Origin of the sequence: Pseudomonas sp. SC3(2021) (assembly GCF_019856535.1) — a bacterium.
GTDB lineage: Bacteria > Pseudomonadota > Gammaproteobacteria > Pseudomonadales > Pseudomonadaceae > Aquipseudomonas > Aquipseudomonas monsensis.
The window spans coordinates 1,134,543-1,157,819 of record NZ_CP082236.1; the positions used below are offsets into that span (position 1 = coordinate 1,134,543).

General features: G+C 60.7%; 16 protein-coding genes. 4 read left to right on the forward strand and 12 right to left on the reverse strand.

Going from position 1 to position 23,277, the window contains the following annotated elements; all coding sequences use genetic code 11:
- Positions 1 to 4: 4 nt before the first annotated feature.
- The 12 genes from K5Y35_RS05055 to K5Y35_RS27790 all read right to left on the reverse strand — a co-directional run bounded on the left by K5Y35_RS05055 (position 5) and on the right by K5Y35_RS27790 (position 13,641).
- Entirely contained in the window at positions 5 to 913 is a 909-nt protein-coding gene (locus K5Y35_RS05055) for a glycosyltransferase family 2 protein (protein WP_123470823.1), read from the reverse strand.
- Complete coding sequence (locus K5Y35_RS05060) at positions 906 to 2,660, reverse strand: carbamoyltransferase (RefSeq protein ID WP_123470822.1); 1,755 nt, start codon at positions 2,658 to 2,660, stop codon at positions 906 to 908. Before K5Y35_RS05060 ends, K5Y35_RS05055 begins: the two co-directional genes overlap by 8 nt.
- A gap of 174 nt (positions 2,661 to 2,834) precedes the next feature.
- A complete protein-coding gene (locus K5Y35_RS05065) occupies positions 2,835 to 3,170 on the reverse strand; it encodes a YceK/YidQ family lipoprotein (RefSeq protein ID WP_123470820.1) in 336 nt (111 codons plus the stop codon).
- A 141-nt stretch (positions 3,171 to 3,311) separates the two neighbouring features.
- Entirely contained in the window at positions 3,312 to 4,763 is a 1,452-nt protein-coding gene (locus K5Y35_RS05070; RefSeq protein WP_123470818.1) for a lipopolysaccharide kinase InaA family protein, read from the reverse strand.
- Positions 4,763 to 5,515: a lipopolysaccharide kinase InaA family protein gene (locus K5Y35_RS05075; protein ID WP_222833808.1), complete on the reverse strand. Its 753-nt coding sequence runs from the start codon at positions 5,513 to 5,515 to the stop codon at positions 4,763 to 4,765. The genes K5Y35_RS05070 and K5Y35_RS05075 overlap by 1 nt, the downstream gene beginning before the upstream one ends.
- Positions 5,512 to 6,246 (reverse strand): lipopolysaccharide kinase InaA family protein, encoded by a 735-nt coding sequence (locus tag K5Y35_RS05080; protein WP_123470815.1) that lies wholly within the window; start codon positions 6,244 to 6,246, stop codon positions 5,512 to 5,514. The genes K5Y35_RS05075 and K5Y35_RS05080 overlap by 4 nt, the downstream gene beginning before the upstream one ends.
- On the reverse strand, positions 6,246 to 7,052 hold the full coding sequence (gene rfaP / locus K5Y35_RS05085) for a lipopolysaccharide core heptose(I) kinase RfaP (protein WP_186746179.1): 807 nt from the start codon (positions 7,050 to 7,052) through the stop codon (positions 6,246 to 6,248). Before rfaP ends, K5Y35_RS05080 begins: the two co-directional genes overlap by 1 nt.
- The gene (locus K5Y35_RS05090) at positions 7,053 to 8,174 is read right to left on the reverse strand and encodes a glycosyltransferase family 4 protein (RefSeq protein ID WP_222833809.1); all 1,122 of its coding nucleotides are present in this window, start codon (positions 8,172 to 8,174) and stop codon (positions 7,053 to 7,055) included.
- Positions 8,174 to 9,235, reverse strand: a complete 1,062-nt coding sequence (gene waaC, locus K5Y35_RS05095; RefSeq protein ID WP_123470809.1) for a lipopolysaccharide heptosyltransferase I — start codon at positions 9,233 to 9,235, stop codon at positions 8,174 to 8,176. Before waaC ends, K5Y35_RS05090 begins: the two co-directional genes overlap by 1 nt.
- Before the next feature lies 1 nt (position 9,236).
- A complete protein-coding gene (gene waaF, locus K5Y35_RS05100; protein WP_222833810.1) occupies positions 9,237 to 10,271 on the reverse strand; it encodes a lipopolysaccharide heptosyltransferase II in 1,035 nt (344 codons plus the stop codon).
- A gap of 308 nt (positions 10,272 to 10,579) precedes the next feature.
- On the reverse strand, positions 10,580 to 13,519 hold the full coding sequence (gene glnE, locus K5Y35_RS05105) for a bifunctional [glutamate--ammonia ligase]-adenylyl-L-tyrosine phosphorylase/[glutamate--ammonia-ligase] adenylyltransferase (RefSeq protein WP_222833811.1): 2,940 nt from the start codon (positions 13,517 to 13,519) through the stop codon (positions 10,580 to 10,582).
- A complete protein-coding gene (locus K5Y35_RS27790) occupies positions 13,516 to 13,641 on the reverse strand; it encodes a hypothetical protein (protein ID WP_256198919.1) in 126 nt (41 codons plus the stop codon). The genes glnE and K5Y35_RS27790 overlap by 4 nt, the downstream gene beginning before the upstream one ends.
- Before the next feature lie 262 nt (positions 13,642 to 13,903).
- Here K5Y35_RS27790 and aceE point away from each other — a divergent pair, with 262 nt between their 5' ends.
- The 4 genes from aceE (at position 13,904) to K5Y35_RS05125 (ending at position 23,148) form a co-directional block, all read left to right on the forward strand.
- A complete protein-coding gene (aceE, locus tag K5Y35_RS05110) occupies positions 13,904 to 16,549 on the forward strand; it encodes a pyruvate dehydrogenase (acetyl-transferring), homodimeric type (protein ID WP_123470804.1) in 2,646 nt (881 codons plus the stop codon).
- Between the two features lie 11 nt (positions 16,550 to 16,560).
- Positions 16,561 to 18,522 carry a dihydrolipoyllysine-residue acetyltransferase gene (gene aceF, locus K5Y35_RS05115; RefSeq protein ID WP_222833812.1) on the forward strand — a complete coding sequence of 654 codons (1,962 nt, stop codon included), beginning with the start codon at positions 16,561 to 16,563 and terminating at the stop codon, positions 18,520 to 18,522.
- 277 nt (positions 18,523 to 18,799) lie between these two features.
- Positions 18,800 to 20,197: an alkaline phosphatase D family protein gene (locus K5Y35_RS05120; RefSeq protein ID WP_222834439.1), complete on the forward strand. Its 1,398-nt coding sequence runs from the start codon at positions 18,800 to 18,802 to the stop codon at positions 20,195 to 20,197.
- A 254-nt stretch (positions 20,198 to 20,451) separates the two neighbouring features.
- Entirely contained in the window at positions 20,452 to 23,148 is a 2,697-nt protein-coding gene (locus K5Y35_RS05125; protein WP_123470799.1) for a putative bifunctional diguanylate cyclase/phosphodiesterase, read from the forward strand.
- The last annotated feature ends 129 nt before the right edge of the window (positions 23,149 to 23,277 follow it).

The following is a 23,277-nucleotide window of genomic DNA, read 5'->3' on the forward strand; positions in this document are numbered from 1 at the left end:
CGTTTTACCGAAACAACAACCTCAACGCCTTGCGCGTGTATGACCAGCGCGAGAAGGTGCGCCAGTCCGCACGCAACGCCTGAAAGTAGAACGCTCTGGCGAGTTTGTATTCGCCGTGGGAATAGCAGTCGCGAAACAACGAAAGACAACGCTGCGCCAGAAACGCCTGTCGCAGGTCGTGCATCTGCGCCGGCATACGCCGGGCCGAGAACACTTCACTGACAACCTGCTCCGTGCCTGCAGCAAGACTCTGGCGCAAATCATGGCGCATGCTGTCGGCGTGCTTGTAGATAAGTGCCAGAGGCTGATTCAGAACAGTGCAGGGATAACGCGCCAACACCTGGGCAAACACCGGCAGATCTTCAACGTTGCGCAGATGCTCAGGATAAGTGCCCGGCACGAACACACCGCGATGCATGGCACAGGCACCGTTGGAAATTGATATGGTCTTGTCCAGCAGATACCCCTGCAGGCATTGACGTGGTGTCAGCGGCAATGGCTTGGCGCCTTGCAGGCTGCGCCTGCCGTCCGCGAATACCGACCAGTGCGCGCCGATGACCATCATGCTTTGGGGGTTGTGGGCAATATGCTGCGAAAGTGCCGCGAGCGCACCGGGCGCCATTTCGTCATCGGAGTCGAGGAAAACCAGATACCGCCCGGTCGTCTCTTCAAGCCCCCGATTACGCACGGAAGACAACCCGCCATTGCTTTTGCGCACCGCACGAAAACGCCCACTGTGTTCGCGCAGAAGCGCTTCCACCACTGCAGGCGTCTCGTCCGTCGAGCCATCGTCGATGACTAAAAGATCCGCCGCCGCTTCATCCAGTTGCGCCAACACCGACTCCACTGCCCGGGGCAGGGTTCGCGCATAGTTGTAAGCCGGAATAACGACGCTGATCAGTGTTTCAGTCAAGACCGTATCCTTTCGCACCCTCTTTTACGACCAGAATATCTTCCATGATCAGGTATTGCAGGTCGGAACCGAAAAACATGTTCAACGCGTCAGTCGGCGAACAGATCATCGGCTCGCCACGACGGTTGAGGGAGGTGTTCAGCGACACACCGTTACCCGTCAGGTTCTCCAGAGCCTTCATCATGTCGTAATAGCGCGGGTTGTATTCGCGCTTGAGTACCTGAGCACGGGAAGTGCCGTCTTCGTGGACGACTTCCGGCACGCGGGTCTTCCACTCTTCAGCCACTTCGAAGGTGAAGGTCATGAACGGCGCCGGGTGATCGATCTTGATCATCTGTGGCGCCACGGTGTCGAGCATCGACGGGCAGAAAGGCCTCCAGCGCTCGCGGAACTTGATCTGGTGGTTGATGCGGTCAGCCACACCGGCCACGCTCGGGCAACCGATGATCGAACGGCCACCCAGTGCACGCGGACCAAACTCCATGCGCCCCTGGAACCACGCCACCGGGTTGCCATCGACCATGATCCTGGCGATTTCTTCCGGCATGTTGTCGAGCTTGCGCCAGGTCGGCTTGTTCTCGTGACGGGCGCACGCGGCGATCACGTCTTCGTTGCTGTACGACGGGCCGAGGTAGACGTGCTCCATCTTCTCGACCGGTACGCCACGGGCGTGGGACACATAGGCCGCTGCGCCAACCGCGGTGCCGGCATCGCCGGACGCCGGCTGCACGAACAGCTCCTTGATGTCATCGCGGGCGATGATTTTCTGGTTCAGCTTGACGTTCAGCGCACAACCACCGGCGAAGGCCAGCTTGCCGGTTTCCTTGAGGACGTCGCCCAGGTAGTAGTCGATCATCTGCAACGCCAGTTTCTCGAACAGCGCTTGCATGCTCGCGGCGTAGTGGATGTAAGGCTCGTCGGCGATGTCGCCTTCGCGCTTCGGACCCAGCCACTCGATCAGCTTCGGCGAGAAGTAGAAGCCTTTGCCCTTCTCTTTGTAGCGACGCAGGCCGATCACGTTGGCGTAGTCGGTGTTGATCACCAGTTCGCCGTTCTCGAACGAGGCCAGACGCGAGAAGTCATATTTGCTGGCGTCGCCGTATGGCGCCATGCCCATGACTTTGAACTCGCCGTCGAGCATCTCGAAACCGAGGAACTCGGTGATCGCGCCATAGAGGCCGCCGAGGGAGTCCGGATCAAAGAATTCCTTGATCTTGTGGATCTTGCCGTTTTCGCCGTAGCCGAAGAAGGTCGTGGCGTACTCGCCCTTGCCGTCGATGCCGAGGATCGCGGTTTTCTCTTTGAAACCCGAGCAGTGGTAGGCGCTGGAGGCGTGAGCCAGGTGATGCTCGACCGGCTCGATCTTGATCTTCTTCGGATCAAAACCCAGTTGCTCAAGGCACCAGACGATCTTGTTGCGATAGCGCTTGTAGCGACGGTTGCCCATCAGGATCGCATCGAGGGCGCGATCCGGGGCATACCAGTAACGCTTGGCATAGTGCCAGCGGGCCTTGCCGAACAGGCTGATCGGGGCGAACGGAATTGCAACCACATCGACATCGGACGGCTTGATGCCGGCCTGCTCAAGACAGAACTTCGCCGATTCGTAGGGCATGCGGTTTTTTGCATGCTTATCGCGTACGAAGCGCTCTTCTTCAGCCGCCGCCACCAGCTTGCCATCAATGTACAAGGCCGCTGATGGGTCATGGCTAAGGGCGCCGGACAGGCCAAGAATCGTCAATGCCACAGGGTCTAGCCTCTTAAGTCTGCGTTCGGGCGCCGGGCGCCCTGAAAAATTGATGTGCCCCCCGCACCGGGCGAGAGACAGCTAAAGGGCGGGATTATAGCGTAAACATGTCGGGAATTACCCTGTACGAATCGCGCCCGAATCGAATGAATCAGATAATTCCTGCTCAATGTCTTAATAACCACCCTTGCGCCAATAAATACCGAGGTTGCCATCGGTGACCTGACGATAAACCGTATAAGGCAGCGATATCGTATCGACCACGCCCGAAAGGGGCAGATCCAGCAAGACAAACGGCACAAGAAAACCGCTTGGGTCCGGCGGCGCATTCAGTACGCAAAAGTCGAAAGCCAGACCACTGTAAATGCGCGGTATGGATTGGCAGTAGGTTTTTTGCTTGCGCAGATCTCGAGCGGCATCGGCATCGTCCTGCAATACGGTCAGGGCACTCCCACAACCGGCTAGAGCCCATGAAAAAACACTCAACGACATTGTCTGTTTTATGGTCAAGGTTCGCCCTCCGAAATGGACAGGCAAACTACCATCGGTGTTGAACCGTACCCAGTTCATGGTTTCTGCAGATACTGTAGGACATGTCGCTAAATCTCGTCCTCAATCGCCGAAACCTCTGAGTGAGAGCTTCCCGGACTTTCACCCGGCGCCAGATACATCCTTGGGCAGGCGCTGATCAATCACCTGATACAACGCACTGCTCTCGGGCCAGTTACGCATGAAGCGCGCCCGGTCGCGGGCATAAGCCGGCGCAAAACTGCTGACTGATCCATGCTGGCACATCGAATCCAGGTCGATCAGCGCCCAGCGATCGTCCTGCCAGAACAGGTTATGACCTTTGAAATCACCGTGACTGATGCGTTCGGCAATCAATTGTGCGAATAACAGATCGAGCGCCAGCAGCTCCGGCTCGGGCGCCTCGCCACTGTCCACGTAAGGGGCAAAACGCGCGATGATGTCTGGCCCCGACAGGAACTCGGTCACCAGATAGGCTCGACTGCGCAGCCACAAAAAGCGTTTCTCCAGCACCGCCAGCGGGGTCGGCGTGGCGATACCGAGAAACGCCAGGCGATTGCCTTCGCGCCACGAATGCCAGGCACGGCTCGGGCGCCAGAAGCGCTTGAGCCAATGGGCGAATCCCTTGATGTTGTAGCGCTTGATCACCAGCGTGCGCGCACCCACCTTAACCTCGCCAACGCTCGCCGCGCCGCCGGTTTTATAGAGGTGACCGCGACTGAGCAACGCATCGGCCTGCTCAAGCACCGGGATCATCGCAGCTTCTTCTTCACGACGGATCGCCCGCAGGCCAAAAGCCCCACGCCGGACACTGAACAGCGTGCACTCGCGACCAACCTTGATCAGGTAATCCTTCAGACGCCAGCGACGCACCTTGTCGATCTGCTTCTGCAAGGCTTCCAGCGGCAACGCGTGCTCGCTGTTGCTCAGCAGGTAATACACCAGCAGTTCTTCGGTAAACGGCTCAAGGCTCTTGGGCAACTGGGCGAAAAACACGCCGAGATTTTCCAGGACTTTCTGTCGCGACAACGGCTCGCCGGCGGTTTCTGCACGAATGCCGGCACCGTCGATCAAGTACAACTGGCCGCCATGACGCAGCAGGTTGTCCAGATGCAAGTCTTCCTGCCAGAGGCCTTTGCCGTGCAGTTGGCCAATGGCAGCCAGCGCTTCGGCCAGGACTGCCGATTGTTCATCAGCCAGAACCGGCAGCGCCTCGACTTTCGCCCAGGCCTCGCCGAGACTTTCGGCGCCTTCAAGGTAGTCGAACAGCAGCCAGCCACCTTCGCCATCGCGCAGGCCATCGGCCAGCAGCAATGGGGTGGTCATACCCTGTGCGGCCAGCAGGCGCACCCCTTCGAGCTCGCGCTGAAAATGCCGCGATGCCTTGCTGCCGACCAACAATTTGGCCAGCACCGGACGCCCGCGCCACACACCGGCGCCGACATAGCGTTGTCCCGGCAACACTCGCAGCAGGCTCAGCAACTGCAGATCCGCCGTGCCGGCAGCATCGGCCAGCGTCACCGTCAGCGGCAGTTGCGGGGTCCGACCGACAGCGGCCAGCGCGGACAATTGCATCAGCGCGTCTCCTTGTGACTGCGACGAGCGGTCAGCCGCTCGAGCCAACGGTCGAGCAACGGGCTGTCGCTCGGCTGATCGAGATAAGCGGCGAGCAACTCACGCAACTGCGCCTCGTCCCACTCCGGCGCACGGCGTTGCAACGGTTCCAGATCCCGGATCCGGTCACGCATGCCGAACAGCAGCGGACGGGTCTTCTCCAGGTCGATGAGTTGCGCCTGATAGCCGTCCCCGGTGGCCTGCAGAAAGATGTGTTTGGGGTAGAAACAGCCATGCACCTGACGCACGCCATGCAGATGGCGGGCCAGCAGGCCACAGGCCTGGAGGATCGCCGAGTGTTGCGCCTCATTGAGTTGCGACCAGCGTTGCAGCAGCGATTCCAGGTCACTCCAGCCATCCAGTGCGCGGGTCATCAGAACCGCACGGACTTCGCCATCCACTTTGCGCTCACCGAAAAACACCGCTTGCAGCGCCGGGATGCCGAGCTTCTGGTAGCGTCGGATATTGCGAAACTCCCGAGTAAAACTGGGCTCGCCGAAAGGCGCATGCAACGTGCGGGTCAGGTAATTGCTCTGGCGCTTGAGGTAATAACCGCGCCCCTCCAGATCCAGACGAAAAACACTGCTCCAGCCACCCCGCCCGGTGTTCGGTTCGTCGACGGCCTCCAGTTGCTTGGCCCACAGCGCGTCAAAAGTGCCGAGGCCATGGCGTTCAAGCAACGCACGGTCCTCTTCGGCCAGAAAATCGGTCATTCGCGTCCCTCGAAAAATCTCACCACGTGCCGAATCCGTTTCTTGTCGGCGTCATTGAGCCGATCGCACTGGCGGTATTGCATATAGAAGCGCAGGCGTTGGGTATTGGACAGGTGGTATTTGGCGAGCTTGTCGAGACAAGCCAGATCCTTGGTGATCCGGTACTTGAGCCAGAAGCCGCGCCAGAACTCGCCATTGGGGCAATCAATCAGAAAAATCCGCGCCTGGTCATCGACCAACAGGTTGCGCCATTTCAGATCGTTATGGGTAAAACGGTGATCATGCATCGTCCGGGTGTAACCCGCCAGCTGCCGGCTGACGCCATCGACCCAGGCAGGATCCTTGAGTTTCGGATCCTTGCGCTCGGCCAGGGCCGAGAGGTCTTCGGTTTTCGGCAGTTCGCGGGTGATCAGCGCGCCACGGTCGTACGCCGCACCACGTCGCTCCAGCCCCCAGGCCACCACTTCAGCGGTAGGAATACCCCATTTGGCGAAGCGCTTGAGGTTCTGCCACTCCATCTTCACGCGTGGCTTGCCGAGGTATCGGCGCAAGCCTTTACCGGCGCCGACGTAACGCTTGACGTAATAATTGACGCCGCTGCGCTGTACGCGAATGACTTCCGACAGCGGATCGCGGGTCAGGCGTTCGCCTTGCAGAGCGAACACGGCCTCGAGGCTGCCGAAGTCACTGGCCAGCTCGCCGTACTGCGGCTCAAGATTCCAGCCCGCCATCAGAGCGCATCCCCGTAACGCTGTTTGCGCGCGTAGAGCTTGTTGGCCTTGCCTTCCAGCCAGTTCAGCAACGGCGCTTCTTCCGCCAGGATCCGGCGCAGCGGTTGCTGGAAATAGCCCTTGAGAAAACGCAACTTGTCGCGGCGGGTCAGGCCGATGTCCAGAGCGGAGAAGTACAGCGCTGCCAGATCCTTGTTGCGCCAGCGTTGGGTGATCTTTGCACGGGTCTGGGCGCGGTGCAGGTCGATCACCGAGAGCTTGAAATCGTCCGGCGTCACCGGTTTGTCGGTGTGCAGCAGGAAATGGCAGATGTAGCAGTCGCGGTGATTGACCCCGGCGCGGTGCATCATGCCGGTCATGCGAGCAACTTCAGCGATCAGCGCGCGCTTGAGTTTCGGCTCGGGCGGCTGCTTGACCCAGTCGATGCTGTAGTCTTCGAGGCTGATGGTCGGCGCCAGTTCTTCGGTGACGATGAACGAGTGCTGATCGGCCGGGTTGCTGCCCTTCTCGCCGTACGCGACAGCGGTCATGGTCGGCACGCCGACTTCCTGCAAGCGCTGGATGGCTTGCCACTCCTGACCCGCGCCAAGCACCGGCAGCTTGGCGGTCAGCAAATTCTTGAAGATTTCGCCCCAGCCAATACCCCGGTGAATCTTGACGAAAAATCCGTTGCCATCGACTTCCGTGCGTAGCGTGCGCCGAGCTTCCAGCTCGCGGTATACCTCGCCCTGCAAGCCCTCGACTTCGGCGAACGGATCGCGCCCGGCCCAGAGGGATTTGAAGGGTTCAGCCAGCATCAACTTCATTTAAGCGTGCTCCGCCAGAATCACATCGGCCGCGTGCTGCGGCATGCTGTAGAGGTCGGCCGTCTCGGCGAAGGCCAGACCATTGCGGCTCCAGGCCGCGCGTGCAGAGGCATCAGTCAACATTCGGCTCAGGTACTCGGTCAACTGCGCCTGATCGAACGGTTCGTCCAGCACCAGCCCGGCGTCCGCCTCGGCGATGTAATGCGCGTAACCGCAAACCGCGCTGACCAGCACCGGCAAACCGGCCACCAGCGCTTCGAGCAGCACCGTACCGGTGTTTTCGTTGTACGCCGGGTGGATCAACAGGTCGGCGCCCAGCAGGAAACGCGGGATATCGCTGCGCCCCTTGAGGAACGTCACGTTGTCGCCCAGGCCCAAAGTTGCACTCTGCATCTGGAACAATTTGGGGTCATCCTGCCCGATTACAAACAACCGGGTGCGTTTCTTCAGTTCGGCAGGCAACGCCGCCAGCGCTTTCAGACTGCGATCGACGCCCTTGGTCTTGAACCCGGAACCGATCTGCACCAGCAGCAACTCGTCATCCTTGAGGTTGAATTCGGCACGGAAACCGGCGCGAATCTCATCGGCATCCGCCGGGCGCCGACGATCCTGGGCAATGCCCGGCGGCAGCAGGTGGAAGCGCTCGAGCGGGGTGTCGTAATGCTTGATGAACAGCGGCTGCTGCACTTCGGAAATCATCAGCACTTCGGTTTTCGCGTCTTTGGCGAACACTGCGCGCTCGTATTCGGCGAAGTGGCGATAGCGGCCCCAGCGGCGGTACAGCGAGTGGCGCAGGTTCTGCGCCTTGTCTTCGAAGCAGCCGTCGGCGGCGTAATAGACGTCCAGCCCCGGCATCTTGTTGAAGCCGATCAACCGGTCCACCGGACGTTTGGCCAGGTCAACTTCCATCCACGCCGTGAGCTTCTCGTTGCGCCGATGATTGAACAACGCCTTGACCGGCGCCACCAGCACTTCGAAACCTGGCGGCACGTCGCCTTCCCAGATCAACGTGTAGACGCGGATCTGATGGCCGCGCTTCTGGCATTCGAGGGCGATGCGCATGAAGTCACGCTGCAAGCCACCGAACGGAAAATATTTGTACAGGACGAATGCCAATTGCATCAGCGCAGCTCCTCAGCCATCAACAACGTGCTCAGTCGGCTGGCGACACGCTCGGGGTTCAGACGCGTGAAGCACAAAGGCTGTTCACGCTTCAGGTCAAACTGACGGGCATCCTGCGCGGTCGGTTGGTAAGTACACTTCTTTTGCAGGCACGGTGCGCACGGGAAGTCGCTGGCCAGGTGAATCTGCAACTTGCCGTAGGCACCGGTCAGGCCCGGGTTGGTCGGACCGAAGAGCGAGATGGTCGGCACGTCCAGCGCGGCGGCCAAATGGCCAAGGCCGGTGTCCACCGCGACACACGCCTGCGCACCGGCCAGCACTTTGCCAACGCCGGCCAGATTGAGTTTCGGCAGCACTTCAGCGTGCTTGAAGCCGGCGGCGATGCGTTCGGCGCGGGCCTTTTCCTGCGGGTTGCCCCACGGCAGTTTGACGCCAACGCCGAGATAGCCAACGCGCTCGGTCAGCTCGCGCCAATAGGCTTCCGGCCAGTGTTTGGTGTCCCACGTGGTGCCGTGGAGGAACACCACAAAGGCGTTTTTGCGCGGCAACTCGACCAGACGTTCGACGTTCAAACCGTAATCGCCCAAGCCTTTAGGCAGGTCGTAGCCCAGCGCGATGGCGAACAGTTGGCGCACGCGCTCGACGGCGTGCTGACCACGGGCCACGGCCAGTTTGCGGTCGTAGAAACGCGAAGCCATCGGCTCTCGCGCCGAACCTTTGTCGAGACCGGCCACCGGTGCTTTGACGTAACGGGTCAGCCAGGCACTTTTCAGCAGACCCTGAGCATCAATCACCAAGTCGTACTTCTGAGCGCGCACGCTTTGCTTGAAGCGTTTCCACTCGCCACTGGCGAGGGTCTTCCAGAGGTTTTTGCGCCAGCGGCGGATCGCCACCGGAATCACCTTGCCAACGGCCGGGTGCCAGGTCGGGATCTCGGCAAAGCCTTCTTCCACCACCCAGTCGAACTTGATCCCGGGGATCGCCCGGGCGGCATCGGTCAGCGCCGGCAACGCGTGGATCACGTCGCCCAGCGATGAAGTCTTGATCAGCAATACCCGCAACTTAATGAACCTCGACCACGGAGCCCTGCAACCTCTGCAAGGCATCGTTGACCGCGTCCGGCATCAGCTGGCGCAGGCAGTTGTAATGGCCGAACCGGCAGGTGCGGTCGAAACACGGACTGCACTCCAGGCCCAGACGGACGATTTCGACATGTTCGGCCAGCGGTGGCGTGAAGCCTGGCGAGGTCGAGCCGTAGACCGCCACCAGCGGACGGTTCAGCGCCGCCGCGACGTGCATCAGGCCGGAGTCGTTGGACACCACCGAGTCGGCGCAGGACAGCAGATCAATCGCCTCGGCCAGCGAAGTACCACCACTGAGGTTGACCGACTCTTCGCGCAGGCCGGGAATCAGCCGCGCGCGGATGTCTTCGCCCACCGCATGATCGTTTTTCGAACCGAACAGCCACACCTGCCAGCCTTCACGAATGCGCGCTTCGGCGACCTTGGCGTAGTGCTCGGACGGCCAGCGCTTGGATTCGCCGAACTCGGCGCCAGGGCACAGGGCCAGCACCGGGCGGTCGAGGGTCAGGCCGAATTTGGCCAGGGCCGATTCGCGGGTCACCGGGTCGATTTGCAGGCTTGGGCGCGGATACGGTTTCGGCAGTTCAGCGTTCGGTTCATAGGCCAGGGCCATGAACCGCTCGATCATCAGCGGATAACGCGCCTTGTCGAGAGTGCGCACATCGTTGAGCAGGCCATAGCGAAACTCGCCGCGCCAGCCGGTGCGTTGTTTGATCCCGGCGAAGAACGGCACCAGTGCCGACTTCAGCGAGTTGGGCAACAGAATCGCCTGATCGTACTGGCCGGCCAGGGATTTGCCGATGCGCCGGCGCGTCGCCAATTCCAGCGCACCGTGGCCGAGCGGGAAGCTCAAGGCCTTGCGCACTTCGGGCATGCGCTCAAGGATAGGCCGGCTCCACTCGGGGGCCAGCACGTCGATTTGGCATTGCGGGTGGCGCTGCTTGAGACACTGAAACAGTGTCTGCGCCATCACCATGTCACCGACCCAACTGGGCCCAACGATCAGAATATTCATGTGGTTTCCATAAACGAACCGGGGAGGCATTTACGCCTCCCCGCCTCGATAATCACTGAGGGAGCGGCACTGCTTGCGATGGGTCATTACCTTCAACATGACTGTCGACTGTCACTCCACTATCGCGAGCAGGCTCGCTCCCACATGGTTTGTTCGTCCTGCTTCAGATCTACAGACACTGTAGATCCACTGTGGGAGCGAGCTTGCTCGCGAAGGGGCCATCACATCCGACATCGGTGTCGTCTGACACTCCGTCTTCGCGAGCATGCTCGCCCCCCACAGGGTATTGGGTGCTACACAAACCGGTTTCAGCTTAGCCCCAACTCTTTCCAGATCCGCAAAACCTGCCGGCGCTCGTCGGCAAACTGGTCTCCCGCAATCACTCCGGCGTCCTTCTGCAAGGCCTGCCGGTGGGCGGCGGAGCGGTAGGCCTTATAGGCCTCGCGCAACAGGCTGGCATCTTCGGCAGGCATCAGCCCTTCGTGTTCCAGCTCTTCCAGAATGCGGATGTTATCGGTCCAGCGCAGCAATGGCGGGTGGTTGTGCGACCACGCCAAGGCCGCGTATTGCACCATAAATTCAATATCGACGATACCTCCGGCGTCCTGCTTGAGGTCGAACGGCGCCGTGGCTTCGAAGGCATTGGCGGCAGTACCGGCCGCGGTGCCCTTGCTGCCGAGGTTGTCACGCATCTTCGCGCGCATCTCGCTGACTTCCTGTTGCAACTTCGCCAGATCCCGCGCCTTGCCCAAGACCTGCGCCCGGACTTTCTCGAACGCCTGGCCGACATCCTGACTGCCCACCAGCACCCGCGCGCGCACCAGGGCCTGATGCTCCCAGGTCCAGGCTTCATTTTCCTGATAGCGCTCGAACGCACCCAGCGAACTGACCAGCAACCCCGAGGCACCGGATGGCCGCAGGCGCATGTCCACCTCATAGAGCTGACCGGAGTTGGTCTGCGCCGTCAGCAGGTGAATGATCCGCTGGCCCAGCCGGGTAAAGAACTGCGCGCCATCAATCGGCTTCGGCCCGTCGGTTTCTGCCTGCGGATCGCCGTCATGGATGAACACCAGGTCAAGGTCCGAACCATGCCCCAGTTCCAGCCCGCCGACTTTCCCGTAACCGACAATGATGAAGCCGGGATCGCACAAAGTGCCGTCGGTGCGCAGCGGCGTGCCGTACTTGGCCACGGTCTGGCGCCAGGCCAGCGCCAGCACTTGCTCGAGAATCGCTTCGGCCAGCCAGGTCAGGTAATCGCTGACTTTCATCAGCGGCAGACTGCCGGCGATTTCCGAGGCGGCGACGCGCAAGCGATGCGCGAGCTTGAAGTGACGCAGGGCTTCCATCTGCTGCTCGAGGTCGTCCTCGGGAATCCGCGTCAGGCGCTCGCGCAACTCGGCAGCCAGTTCTGGCGCCAGCGGTGGCTTGAACAGCCGGCCTTCGTTGAGCAACTCATCGAGCAGCAGCGGGAAACGAGTGATCTGCTCGGCAATCCACGGGCTGGCCGCGCACAGCGTCAGCAAGCGTCGCAGGGCTCCGGGGTTTTCCGTCAGCAACACTAAATAAGCCGAGCGCCGGGCGACCGCTTCAACCAGCGGCAGTACACGCTCGAGCACCAGATCCGGATTGTCGTGCTCCACCGCCTGCGCAAGCAGACGCGGAATAAAGGCATCGAGCCGCTCACGGCCCAGACGCTGCATCGCCCGCAACTGCGGGCTGCTGCGCAAACTGGCGAGGGCTTTGAGGGCCTTGGTCGCATCAGCGAAACCGCCCTCCTCCAACTGCCGGCACGCCGCCTCTTCGTCCTGCGCCTCTTCCCACAGTGGCAGCCACTCGCCGCCCACCACCACCTCACAGCTGGCGCCTTCTTCCTCATCGGGGTCGGCAATCACTTGCGCGAAATGCCAGGCCACGCGACCGCGCCAGAACATCAGCTTTTCGTGGAACGCCTCCCAGTCGGCAAATCCGAGCATGAACGCAATGCGTGCCTGATCCTGCGCACCGTCCGGCAGCATCTGGGTCTGGCGGTCGGCAATCGCCTGAATCGCATGTTCGGTGTAGCGCAGGAATTCGTAGCCTTCGCGCAATTCGCTGATCACCGCCGGCGGCAGATAACCCTGCCCTTCCAGTGTGCTCAATACTTTTAATAGCGGACGCTGTTGCAGGCTCAGATCACGCCCGCCGTGAATCAGCTGGAAGGCCTGGGCGATGAACTCGACCTCGCGGATACCGCCGGAGCCGAGCTTGATATTGTCGGCCATGCCCTTGCGCCGCACTTCCTGCTGGATCAACTGCTTCATGGTGCGCAGCGCTTCGATCGCCGAGAAGTCCAGATAACGCCGGTATACGAACGGCCGCAGCATGTCGAGCAATTGCGCACCCGCCACCTGATCGCCGGCCACCACCCGCGCCTTGATCATCGCGTAGCGCTCCCAGTCGCGCCCCTGATCCTGGTAATACTGCTCCAACGCATTGAAGCTCAGCACCAGTGCGCCGGACGAACCGTAGGGGCGCAGGCGCATGTCGACGCGGAACACGAAACCGTCGACGGTCATCGGGTCCAACGCCTTGATCAGGCGCTGGCCGAGACGAATGAAGAACTCCTGATTATCCAGCGCGCGTTTCACCCCGACGGTTTCGCCGCCCTCGGGGTAGGCGAAGATCAGGTCGATGTCGGAAGACAGGTTGAGCTCGACCGCACCGAGCTTGCCCATGCCGAGGATGACCATTTGCTGCGGCAACCCGCTGCGCCGGCCGGTGGGCGTGCCGAACTGCTGGCAATGGCGGCTGTACAGCCATTGATAGGCCTGGTCGATGGTGGCGTCGGCCATGTCCGAGAGGTCGCGACAGGTCTGCACCAGATCGGCCTGGCGATTGAGGTCACGCCAGATAATCCGCACTTGATGGCGCGCGCGCTGGCGACGCAGCACACGACCGAGTTCGTCTTCGCTCTGCGCTTCGCTCACGGCGGCGGCAATCTGTGCACAGAGTTCACCCGGCACGAAAGGCCGATCGAGCTCGCCGGACTGCACCAGCGACAACAACATCAAAGGGTCACGAACGCTCTGTTCAATGACAAAATCGCTGGCGGCACTGACGCGGGCGAATTGCGCCCAGCGCTCCGGCGTCCAATTGGCGAAGCCGTGATCGTCTTCGAGTGAGGCGACGGCCGTACGGAACGACTGCTCGGATCGAGTGACCAACGGCAGGAGAATGGCGGGCAGTTCGGCAAGCACGGGCAGGGTCATGGTCTATCCTTGATCGGCGTGTAAATGGCCGCTTGTAGTGTTTGATGAAAACCCGCTACGCGAAGGACTGTCGAACAAAAGTTAGAAATAGCTGAAATTTCTTCTTCTTTAGCATCCAGCATCAAAGTTTCACCTTTTACGGATGGTAATCGACCAACCTTAACGATTATTCTCACAACGCAGTCGGAGGCCACAAGCCTTTCATCTGTAGTTTTACTACTCGTCTATACATCCGAAAGGCTGAAATGCTCAAAGATTTGTAGTAAAACTACACGCCGCCGGAACAACCTGTCGGCAATCCAAGAATTTTAAATCGTCTGCCCACAAGGCCAGTCGCAAACTCAGGCAACCGATTCTGGAAGCCTTTCCGCCCTGGAGCAAGCCATGCAAGACCTCGATCCCGTCGAAACCCAGGAATGGCTGGACGCCCTGGAATCGGTTCTCGACAAAGAAGGCGAAGACCGTGCTCACTATCTGATGACCCGTATGGGTGAACTCGCGACCCGCAGCGGCTCGCAGCTCCCTTACGCCATCACCACGCCTTACCGCAACACGATCCCCGTGACCCACGAAGCACGCATGCCTGGCGACCTGTTCATGGAACGCCGCATTCGCTCGCTGGTACGCTGGAACGCGATGGCCATGGTAATGCGTACGAACCTGAAAGATTCTGACCTGGGTGGTCACATCTCCAGCTTCGCCTCCAGTGCGACTCTGTATGACATCGGCTTCAACTACTTCTTCCAGGCCCCGACCGACGAACACGGCGGCGACCTGATCTACTTCCAGGGCCACACCTCGCCAGGCGTTTACGCCCGCGCATTCATGGAAGGCCGCATCACCGAAGACCAGATGAACAACTTCCGCCAGGAAGTCGACGGTCAGGGCCTGTCGTCCTACCCGCACCCTTGGCTGATGCCTGACTTCTGGCAGTTCCCGACCGTATCCATGGGTCTGGGTCCGATCCAGGCGATCTACCAGGCACGCTTCATGAAGTACCTGGAACACCGCGGTTTCATCCAGCCAGGCAAACAGAAAGTCTGGTGCTTCCTGGGCGACGGCGAGTGCGACGAGCCGGAATCCCTGGGCGCGATCTCCCTGGCCGGCCGCGAGAAGCTGGACAACCTGATCTTCGTCATCAACTGCAACCTGCAGCGCCTCGACGGCCCGGTTCGCGGCAACGGCAAGATCATCCAGGAACTCGAAGGCGTGTTCCGCGGTGCTCAGTGGAACGTGACCAAAGTCATCTGGGGCCGTTTCTGGGACCCACTGCTGGCCAAAGACGTCGACGGCATCCTGCAGCGTCGCATGGACGAAGTCATCGACGGCGAGTACCAGAACTACAAAGCCAAAGACGGCGCGTTCGTTCGCGAGCACTTCTTCAACACGCCTGAACTGAAGGCGATGGTTGCCGATCTGTCCGACGACGAGATCTGGAAACTCAACCGTGGCGGCCACGACCCGTACAAGGTCTATGCGGCGTACCACGAAGCGGTCAACCACAAAGAACAACCGACCGTCATCCTGGCCAAGACCATCAAGGGTTATGGCACCGGTGCCGGCGAAGCGAAGAACACCGCGCACAACACCAAGAAAGTCGATGTCGACAGCCTGAAGTTGTTCCGCGATCGTTTCGACATCCCGGTCAAGGACGAAGAGCTGGAGAACCTGCCGTTCTTCAAGCCAGAGCCAAACAGCGCCGAAGCCCGCTACCTCAGCGAGCGCCGTGCTGCACTGGGCGGTTTCGTTCCGCAGCGCCGCGCGCAGAGCTTCAGCGTACCGACGCCGGACCTGGATACTCTGAAAGCCATCCTCGATGGTTCGGGCGACCGTGAAATTTCCACCACCATGGCCTTCGTGCGGATCCTCGCGCAACTGGTCAAGGACAAGGAAATCGGCCCGCGCATCGTTCCGATCATCCCGGACGAAGCCCGTACCTTCGGTATGGAAGGCATGTTCCGTCAACTGGGCATCTACTCCTCCGTTGGCCAGCTCTACGAGCCAGTCGATAAAGACCAGGTGATGTTCTACAAGGAAGACCAGAAAGGTCAGATCCTTGAAGAAGGCATCAACGAAGCAGGCGCCATGAGCTCGTTCATCGCCGCCGGTACTTCGTACTCCAGCCACAACCAGCCGATGCTGCCGTTCTACATCTTCTACTCGATGTTCGGCTTCCAGCGTATCGGTGACCTGGCCTGGGCCGCTGGCGACAGCCGCACCCGTGGCTTCCTGATCGGCGGCACCGCCGGCCGTACCACCCTGAACGGTGAAGGTCTGCAACACGAAGACGGTCACAGCCACCTGCTGGCCGCGACCATCCCGAACTGCCGCACCTACGATCCAACCTACGGCTACGAGCTGGCGGTGATCATTCAGGACGGCATGAAGAAGATGACCGAAGAACAACAGGACATCTTCTACTACATCACCGTGATGAACGAGTCGTACCAGCAGCCAGCCATGCCGGCCGGTGCCGAAGAAGGCATCAAGAAAGGCATGTACCTGCTCGAAGAAGACACCCGCGACGCGGCGCACCACGTTCAGCTGATGGGCTCCGGCACCATCCTGCGTGAAGTCCGTGAAGCGGCGAAGATTCTGCGTGAAGAGTTCAACGTCGGCGCCGACGTGTGGAGCGTCACCAGCTTCAACGAACTGCGTCGCGACGGCCTGGCCGTGGAGCGCAGCAACCGTCTGAAGCCTGGCCAGAAGCCTAAGCAGAGCTACGTCGAAGAATGCCTGAGCGGCCGTAAAGGTCCGGTCATCGCATCGACCGACTACATGAAGCTGTTCGCCGAGCAGATCCGTCAGTGGGTACCGTCCAAGGAATTCAAAGTCCTGGGCACCGACGGTTTCGGCCGCAGCGACAGCCGCAAGAAACTGCGTCATTTCTTCGAAGTCGACCGTCATTTCGTGGTGTTGGCAGCCCTGGAAGCACTGGCTGACCGTGGTGATATCGAACCTAAAGTCGTGGCCGAGGCCATCGTCAAGTTCGGCATCGACCCGGAAAAACGCAACCCACTGGACTGCTGAGGAGACATTTTGTGAGCGAACTCATTCGCGTACCTGACATCGGCAGCGGTGAAGGTGAAGTAATTGAACTGTTTGTGAAGGTCGGCGACCGCATCGAAGCCGACCAGAGCATCCTGACCCTGGAATCGGACAAGGCCAGCATGGAAGTGCCCGCCCCGAAAGCCGGCGTCATCAAAAGCCTGAAAGTGAAGCTGGGCGACCGTCTGAAAGAAGGCGACGAACTGCTGGAGCTGGAAGTCGAGGGCGCCGCGCAAGCGGCCCCTGCTCCTGCTGCTGCACCGGCTGCCAAAGCTGAAGCCAAACCAGCCGCCGCTCCTGCTGCCGCTGCACCAGCCGCGGCCCCTGCGGCCGCTTCGGTTCAGCAAGTGCACGTGCCGGATATCGGTTCGTCGGGCAAGGCGCAGATCATCGAGATTCAGGTCAAGGTCGGCGACACCGTCGAAGCTGATCAATCGTTGATCACCCTGGAATCCGACAAGGCGAGCATGGAAATCCCGTCGCCTGCCGCTGGCGTGGTCAAGGCCATCAGCGTCAAGCTCAACGACGAAGTCGGCACCGGCGACCTGATTCTGGATCTGGAAGTGGCGGGTGCTGCGGCCCCTGCTGCGGCCGCTCCGGCTCAAGCTGCTGCGCCAGCCGCTGCCGCTGCGCCTGCTCCTGCAGCAGCCCCGGCTGCGCCAGTGGCCGACAGCGTTCAGGACATCCACGTTCCGGACATCGGTTCGGCCGGCAAGGCCAAGATCATCGAAGTGCTGGTCAAGGCTGGCGACAGCGTTGAAGCCGACCAGTCGCTGATCACCCTGGAATCCGACAAGGCGAGCATGGAAATCCCATCGCCTGCCGCTGGCGTGGTGGAAAGCGTTTCCATCAAGCTGGACGACGAAGTCGGTACCGGCGACCTGATCCTCAAGCTGAAAGTCAAAGGCGCGGCGCCTGCTACTGCACCGGCGCCTGCTGCCGCTGCTGCACCGAGCGCTCCAGCACCAGCCGCTGCTGCTCCGGCTGCCGCTGCACCTGCTGCTGCCGCTCCGGTTGCTGCTCCAGCCAAGCCAGGCGCGAAAGTTCACGCCGGCCCGGCCGTGCGTCAACTGGCCCGTGAGTTCGGCGTCGAGCTGAGCGCCGTTGGCGCCAGCGGTCCGCACGGTCGCATCCTCAAGGAAGACGTGCAGGTTTACGTCAAGGCGATGATGCAGAAGGCCAAGGAAGCGCCGGCTGCTGGCGGTGCCACCGGTGGCGCGGGCATCCCGCCGATTCCGGTCGTGGACTTCAGCCGCTTCGGCGAAATCGAAGAAGTGCCGATGACCCGCCTGATGCAGGTCGGCGCTGCCAACCTGCACCGCAGCTGGCTGAACGTGCCACACGTGACGCAATTCGACTCGGCGGACATCACCGAGCTGGAAGCCTTCCGCGTGGCGCAGAAAGCCGTTGCCGAGAAGGCCGGCGTCAAGCTGACCATCCTGCCGCTGCTGCTCAAGACCTGTGCGCACCTGCTCAAGGAACTGCCGGACTTCAACAGTTCGCTGGCGCCAAGCGGCAAGGCGATCATTCGCAAGAAATACGTCAACATCGGCTTCGCGGTCGACACCCCGGATGGCCTGCTGGTACCGGTCATCAAGAACGTCGACCAGAAGAGCCTGCTGCAACTCGCTGCAGAAGCCGCTTCGCTGGCTGAAAAAGCCCGCACCAAGAAGCTGTCTTCGGACGAGATGCAGGGCGCCTGCTTCACCATTTCCAGCCTCGGCCACATTGGCGGCACCGGCTTCACGCCGATCGTCAACGCGCCGGAAGTGGCGATCCTCGGTGTTTCCAAGGCCACCATCCAGCCAGTCTGGGACGGCAAAGCCTTCCAGCCGAAACTGATGCTGCCACTGTCGCTGTCCTACGATCACCGCGTGATCAATGGCGCTGCCGCTGCACGCTTCACCCAGCGTCTGGGCAGCCTGCTGGGCGACATCCGCACCATCCTGCTGTAACCGAACAGGCCCTCCGGCAACGGAGGGCCTGTTGCGTCACCCTTTCGAGCGCCACACGCTCGTACCTCAACCCCGTCAGTTTGACGGGGCTTTTTTTTGCCTGGCGAAAGCCACCCTCAAGATTTTTCCCACGAGTTGTACTGATATCAGCTACGACCCGAGTCCACTTCGCGCCGATATTTTTATGCGCCAGATAACTAATCTTGGCACTGCAAAGCCAACTAACGCGCTTTGCCTTATTTATTCTTATCAAGCATTTATTCGAATGGACTCATTCATGTTCAAACCCACTATCGGCCCGATCATTGGCCACGTCACAACTAACCATGCGCGCATCTTTATTCGCGGCGAGCATCAAAACAATGCAACCGTATTTGCGGCAGTTCGTTATCGCGCTGTCGATTCCCAACAATGGTCAAGCGTGACTTTCGCCAGACTAAGCGAATTACGTGACATGTCAGAAGTACTGACACTCAACAACTTGAATGCGGATACCGAGTACGAATACCAGGCCATGTGGTTCAGCCCGATGAATCCGGTACACACCGTCGACAGCGTGGCGGAGTTGCCCCTGCAATGGCCACGTGAGAGCTATCGTTTCCGCACCCGCTCCGCCCAGTCCTTGCAGCCCAGAGCCTACATCATCGGCTCCTGCCGCTACTTGCGCATGACCGCCGGCATCGCTTCGCTGCCGCAATTGGGCGACCGGATCTTCGCGTCCATCAACCAGTTGATCGAAGGTGCGCAACCGCCGGTCAGTGCCACACTCATGACCGGAGACCAGATCTATGTCGATGATCTGAACCTGATCGCCCCCGACCGGGAATATAAAGACATCCTTCTCAAGTACCGCGCCGCGTTCTCGCAACCGCATATACAACGGCTGATGTCTGGAACGTCGACTTACATGATGCTCGACGACCATGAAATCGAAGATAACTGGCCGGCGAACGCCGGAAAGTCCGACCATGAGTTATACCGCAACGCCATGGCTGCCTATGAGTTGTATCAAGCCAGTCACAGCCCGGCACATTCACTGACAACTAACGGCGAAGTTGACCGCTCGAAACTTGACCATTACTGGTATCAATTCAGTGACGGCGATATTGAATGGTTCGTGACCGACAGCCGCACTCGCCGCAACTTGTCGGCCGATAATCGCCGTATCCTGGATGAGGCGCAGGAACAGGCGTTGCTCACGTGGCTGGTCAACAGCCCGGCACGGGTCAAGTTCGTGGTCACCAGCGTGATGTTCTACCCGGATCGCAAACGGCATGGCGACGATGCCTGGAAGGCCTTCCCGGAACAGCGGCTGCGGCTGCTGGAAACCATCCGCACCCAGCGCATCAGAAATGTCGTGTTTGTTTCCGGCGATGTGCATGGATCGCTGACTGCACGCCTGAGCCACAGCGAAGACGCTGACTTCGAAGTGCACACCATCGTTTCCTCGCCACTGTGCAACAGCAAGCTGCTGCCCTATGCCAAAGCCTCCACCTTCATCCTCGATCAGCCGCTGGTGCGCACGGCAGCGGGCGATTATCGGCATGAGCTGACCAGTGCGGTGGTCAGCGAGGACAACTTCGCCCATGTCGTGGTCGAGACTGATCATATTTTGATCAATTACCATGATCGTGATGGCAAGAAGCTGCAATCCGTCAGGATCAAACTGCGTTGAAATCGAAAAAGATCGCCGCCTGCGGCAGCGCCTACCTGGGTAGGCGTCCCCTGTAGGCGCTGCTGCAGGCGGCGATCCTTTGCTCTTTTACAAGAGGCGCTGGAGAAATGCCCCGCGCGGCCGACACATTCTTATAGCACTTGGCCTTCATCTCTCTTGTCAGTCAGTGCCGCAATGATGCAACCTTGCCGCAGGCAACAGTTAAGAGGGCGAGAGCCCGGCGCGTTCAGCATATTTCCAAGCGAGTTCCCTTCATGAAGAGCCAACCCGATGCCGCCAGCCGTATGGCGGCCGAGGTAGTGACGCAGTTGCCTGTGCCCTCGCGGCTCGGCATGCTGCGTTTCGAGCGCTTGAATGAAGCCAGTTGGGCGATGCTGTTTCTCGACCCCAACTGCGAGCGCCAGTTCGGTCAACCGGCCGTTGAACTGTGCGCACTGGTCGGCTCGCCGTACGCCAGCCTGATGGAACCCGAAGCGCGCTATCAGTTGCATGACACCATCCAGCAGCAGCTCGGCACCAGCCCGCACTATCTGGTGCGCTACACCCTGCACACCGCCGCCGGCACGCTGAGCGTCCTGGAATTGGGTGAAGCCTATAAACAACACAATCGGCACCTGCTGCGCGGCTATCTGCTGGCGGTCGACGATGTGTTCGACGAAGCGTCGTCACTGCCCTCGGTCGACCTCGAAACCCAGAACTCTCGCCTGCAGATCGCCTTGGAACTGAACCAGCGCGCCCAGCAGGAGCAACTGCAGCACCTCGAACGCGTGCGCGCCCAGCAAGACCTGATTCTGCTGCTCGCCCGCCAGCGCTACAGTTCGCACAATTCGTTGCAGGAAGCCGCCGAGCTGATCACGCGCTGCGCCTGCGACATCTACGAGATCGACTGCGCCAGCCTGTGGAACCTCGAAGGCCAGCAACTGGTGCCGATTTCGGCCTACCACCGCGCGACCCAGGAATACATTCTCCCGGATGTGATCGACATCAGCAGCTTCCCCGACTACATGGAAGCGCTGCACAGCAGCCGCGCCATCGACGCCCATAACGCGATGCGTGATCCGCGCACCCGCGAGATGGCCGAAGCCTTGCGCCCGCGCGACGTCAACGCCATGCTCGACGCGAGCATCCGCGTCGATGGCCAGGTGGTTGGCGTGCTGTGCCTGGAACAGACCGGCGTCACCCGCGCCTGGCAGTCCGACGAAATTGCGTTTGCCGGTGAGCTGGCCGACCAGTTCGCCCAGGTCATCAACAACCACAACCGCCGCACCGCCACCAGCGCCCTGCACCTGTTCCAGCGTGCCGTGGAGCAAAGCGCCAACGCCTTTCTGCTGGTCAACTGCGACGGTGTGGTCGAGTACGTCAACCCCAGCTTCACCGCGATCACCCAGTACACCACCGAGGAAGTCCATGGCCAGCGCCTGTCGGAGCTGCCGGCTCTGGAAAACCTCAGCGAACTGCTGTTCGACGCGCCCTCGGCGCTGGCCAAGAGCAACAGCTGGCAGGGCGAATTCAAGAGCCGCCGGAAAAACCTCGAACCCTACTGGGGGCAGCTTTCGATCTCCAAGGTCTACGGCGACAACCGCGAACTGACCCATTACATCGGCATCTACGAAGACATCACCCAGACCAAACTGGCGCAGCAGCGCATCGAACGTCTGGCCTACACCGACAACCTGACCAACCTCGGCAACCGTCCGGCGTTTATCCGCAACCTCGACGAACGCTTCGCCCGGGACAGCGATACGCCGATCAGCCTGTTGCTGGTGGACATCGACAACTTCAAGCGGATCAACGACAGCCTCGGTCACCAGACCGGCGACAAACTGTTGATCAGCCTCGCCCGGCGCCTGCGCAACAGCCTGAGCCCGAGCGGCAGCCTCGCCCGGTTCGCCAGTAACGAATTCGCCGTACTGCTCGACAACACCGATCTTGAAGCCGGCCAACAAATCGCCAGCCAGTTGCTGATGACCCTCGACAAACCGATGTTCGTCGACAACCAGTTGATCAGCGTCACCGGCTCGGTCGGCCTGGCCTGCGCGCCGCTGCACGGACGCGACCCGCAAACTCTGATGCGCAACGCCGGGCTGGCCCTGCACAAGGCCAAGGCCAATGGCAAACATCAGGTACAGGTTTTCACCGAAGCACTGAACGCCGAGGCCAGTTACAAGCTGTTCGTCGAAAACAACCTGCGCCGCGCCCTGACGCAGAACGAGCTGGACGTGTTCTACCAGCCCAAGCTGTGCCTGCGCAGCGGTCGCCTGCTGGGGATGGAAGCGCTGCTGCGCTGGAATCACCCGGAGCGCGGCATGATCCGCCCGGACCAGTTCATCAGCGTCGCCGAAGAGACCGGCTTGATCATTCCGATCGGCAAGTGGATCGCCCGTCAGGCCTGCCGCATGAGCAAGGCGCTGACCGCCGCGGGCATGGGCAATCTGCAAGTGGCGATCAACCTGTCACCGAAACAGTTCTCCGATCCGGATCTGGTCGCCTCGATCGCCAACATCCTCAAGGAAGAAGCGCTGCCGGCCAACCTGCTGGAGCTGGAGCTGACCGAAGGCCTGCTGCTGGAAGCCACCGAAGACACGCACTTGCAGCTCGACCAGCTCAAGCGCCTGGGCCTGACCCTGGCCATGGACGATTTCGGTACCGGTTATTCGTCGCTCAGCTACCTGAAGAAATTCCCGATCGACATCATCAAGATTGATCGCAGCTTCATCCACGAAATCCCGGACAACCAGGACGACATGGAAATCACCTCGGCGGTGATCGCCATGGCCCACAACCTGAAGCTCAAGGTCGTGGCCGAAGGCATCGAGACTGCCGAGCAACTGGCGTTCCTGCGCCGTCATCGCTGCGACGTCGGCCAGGGCTACCTCTTCGACCGGCCGATCCCGGGCAACGAGCTGATCCACGCCCTCAAACGCTACCCGCGCGGCCCGCTCTGCCTTTAATCCTCTACATTTCCCTGTAGGCCTTCGCCTGCTCGCGATAGCGGTGGGTCAATCAACTGTTTGTCACTGAAATACCGCTATCGCGAGCAGGCGAAGGCCTACAGTGGGGCGAGTACCCGCACATTTTGG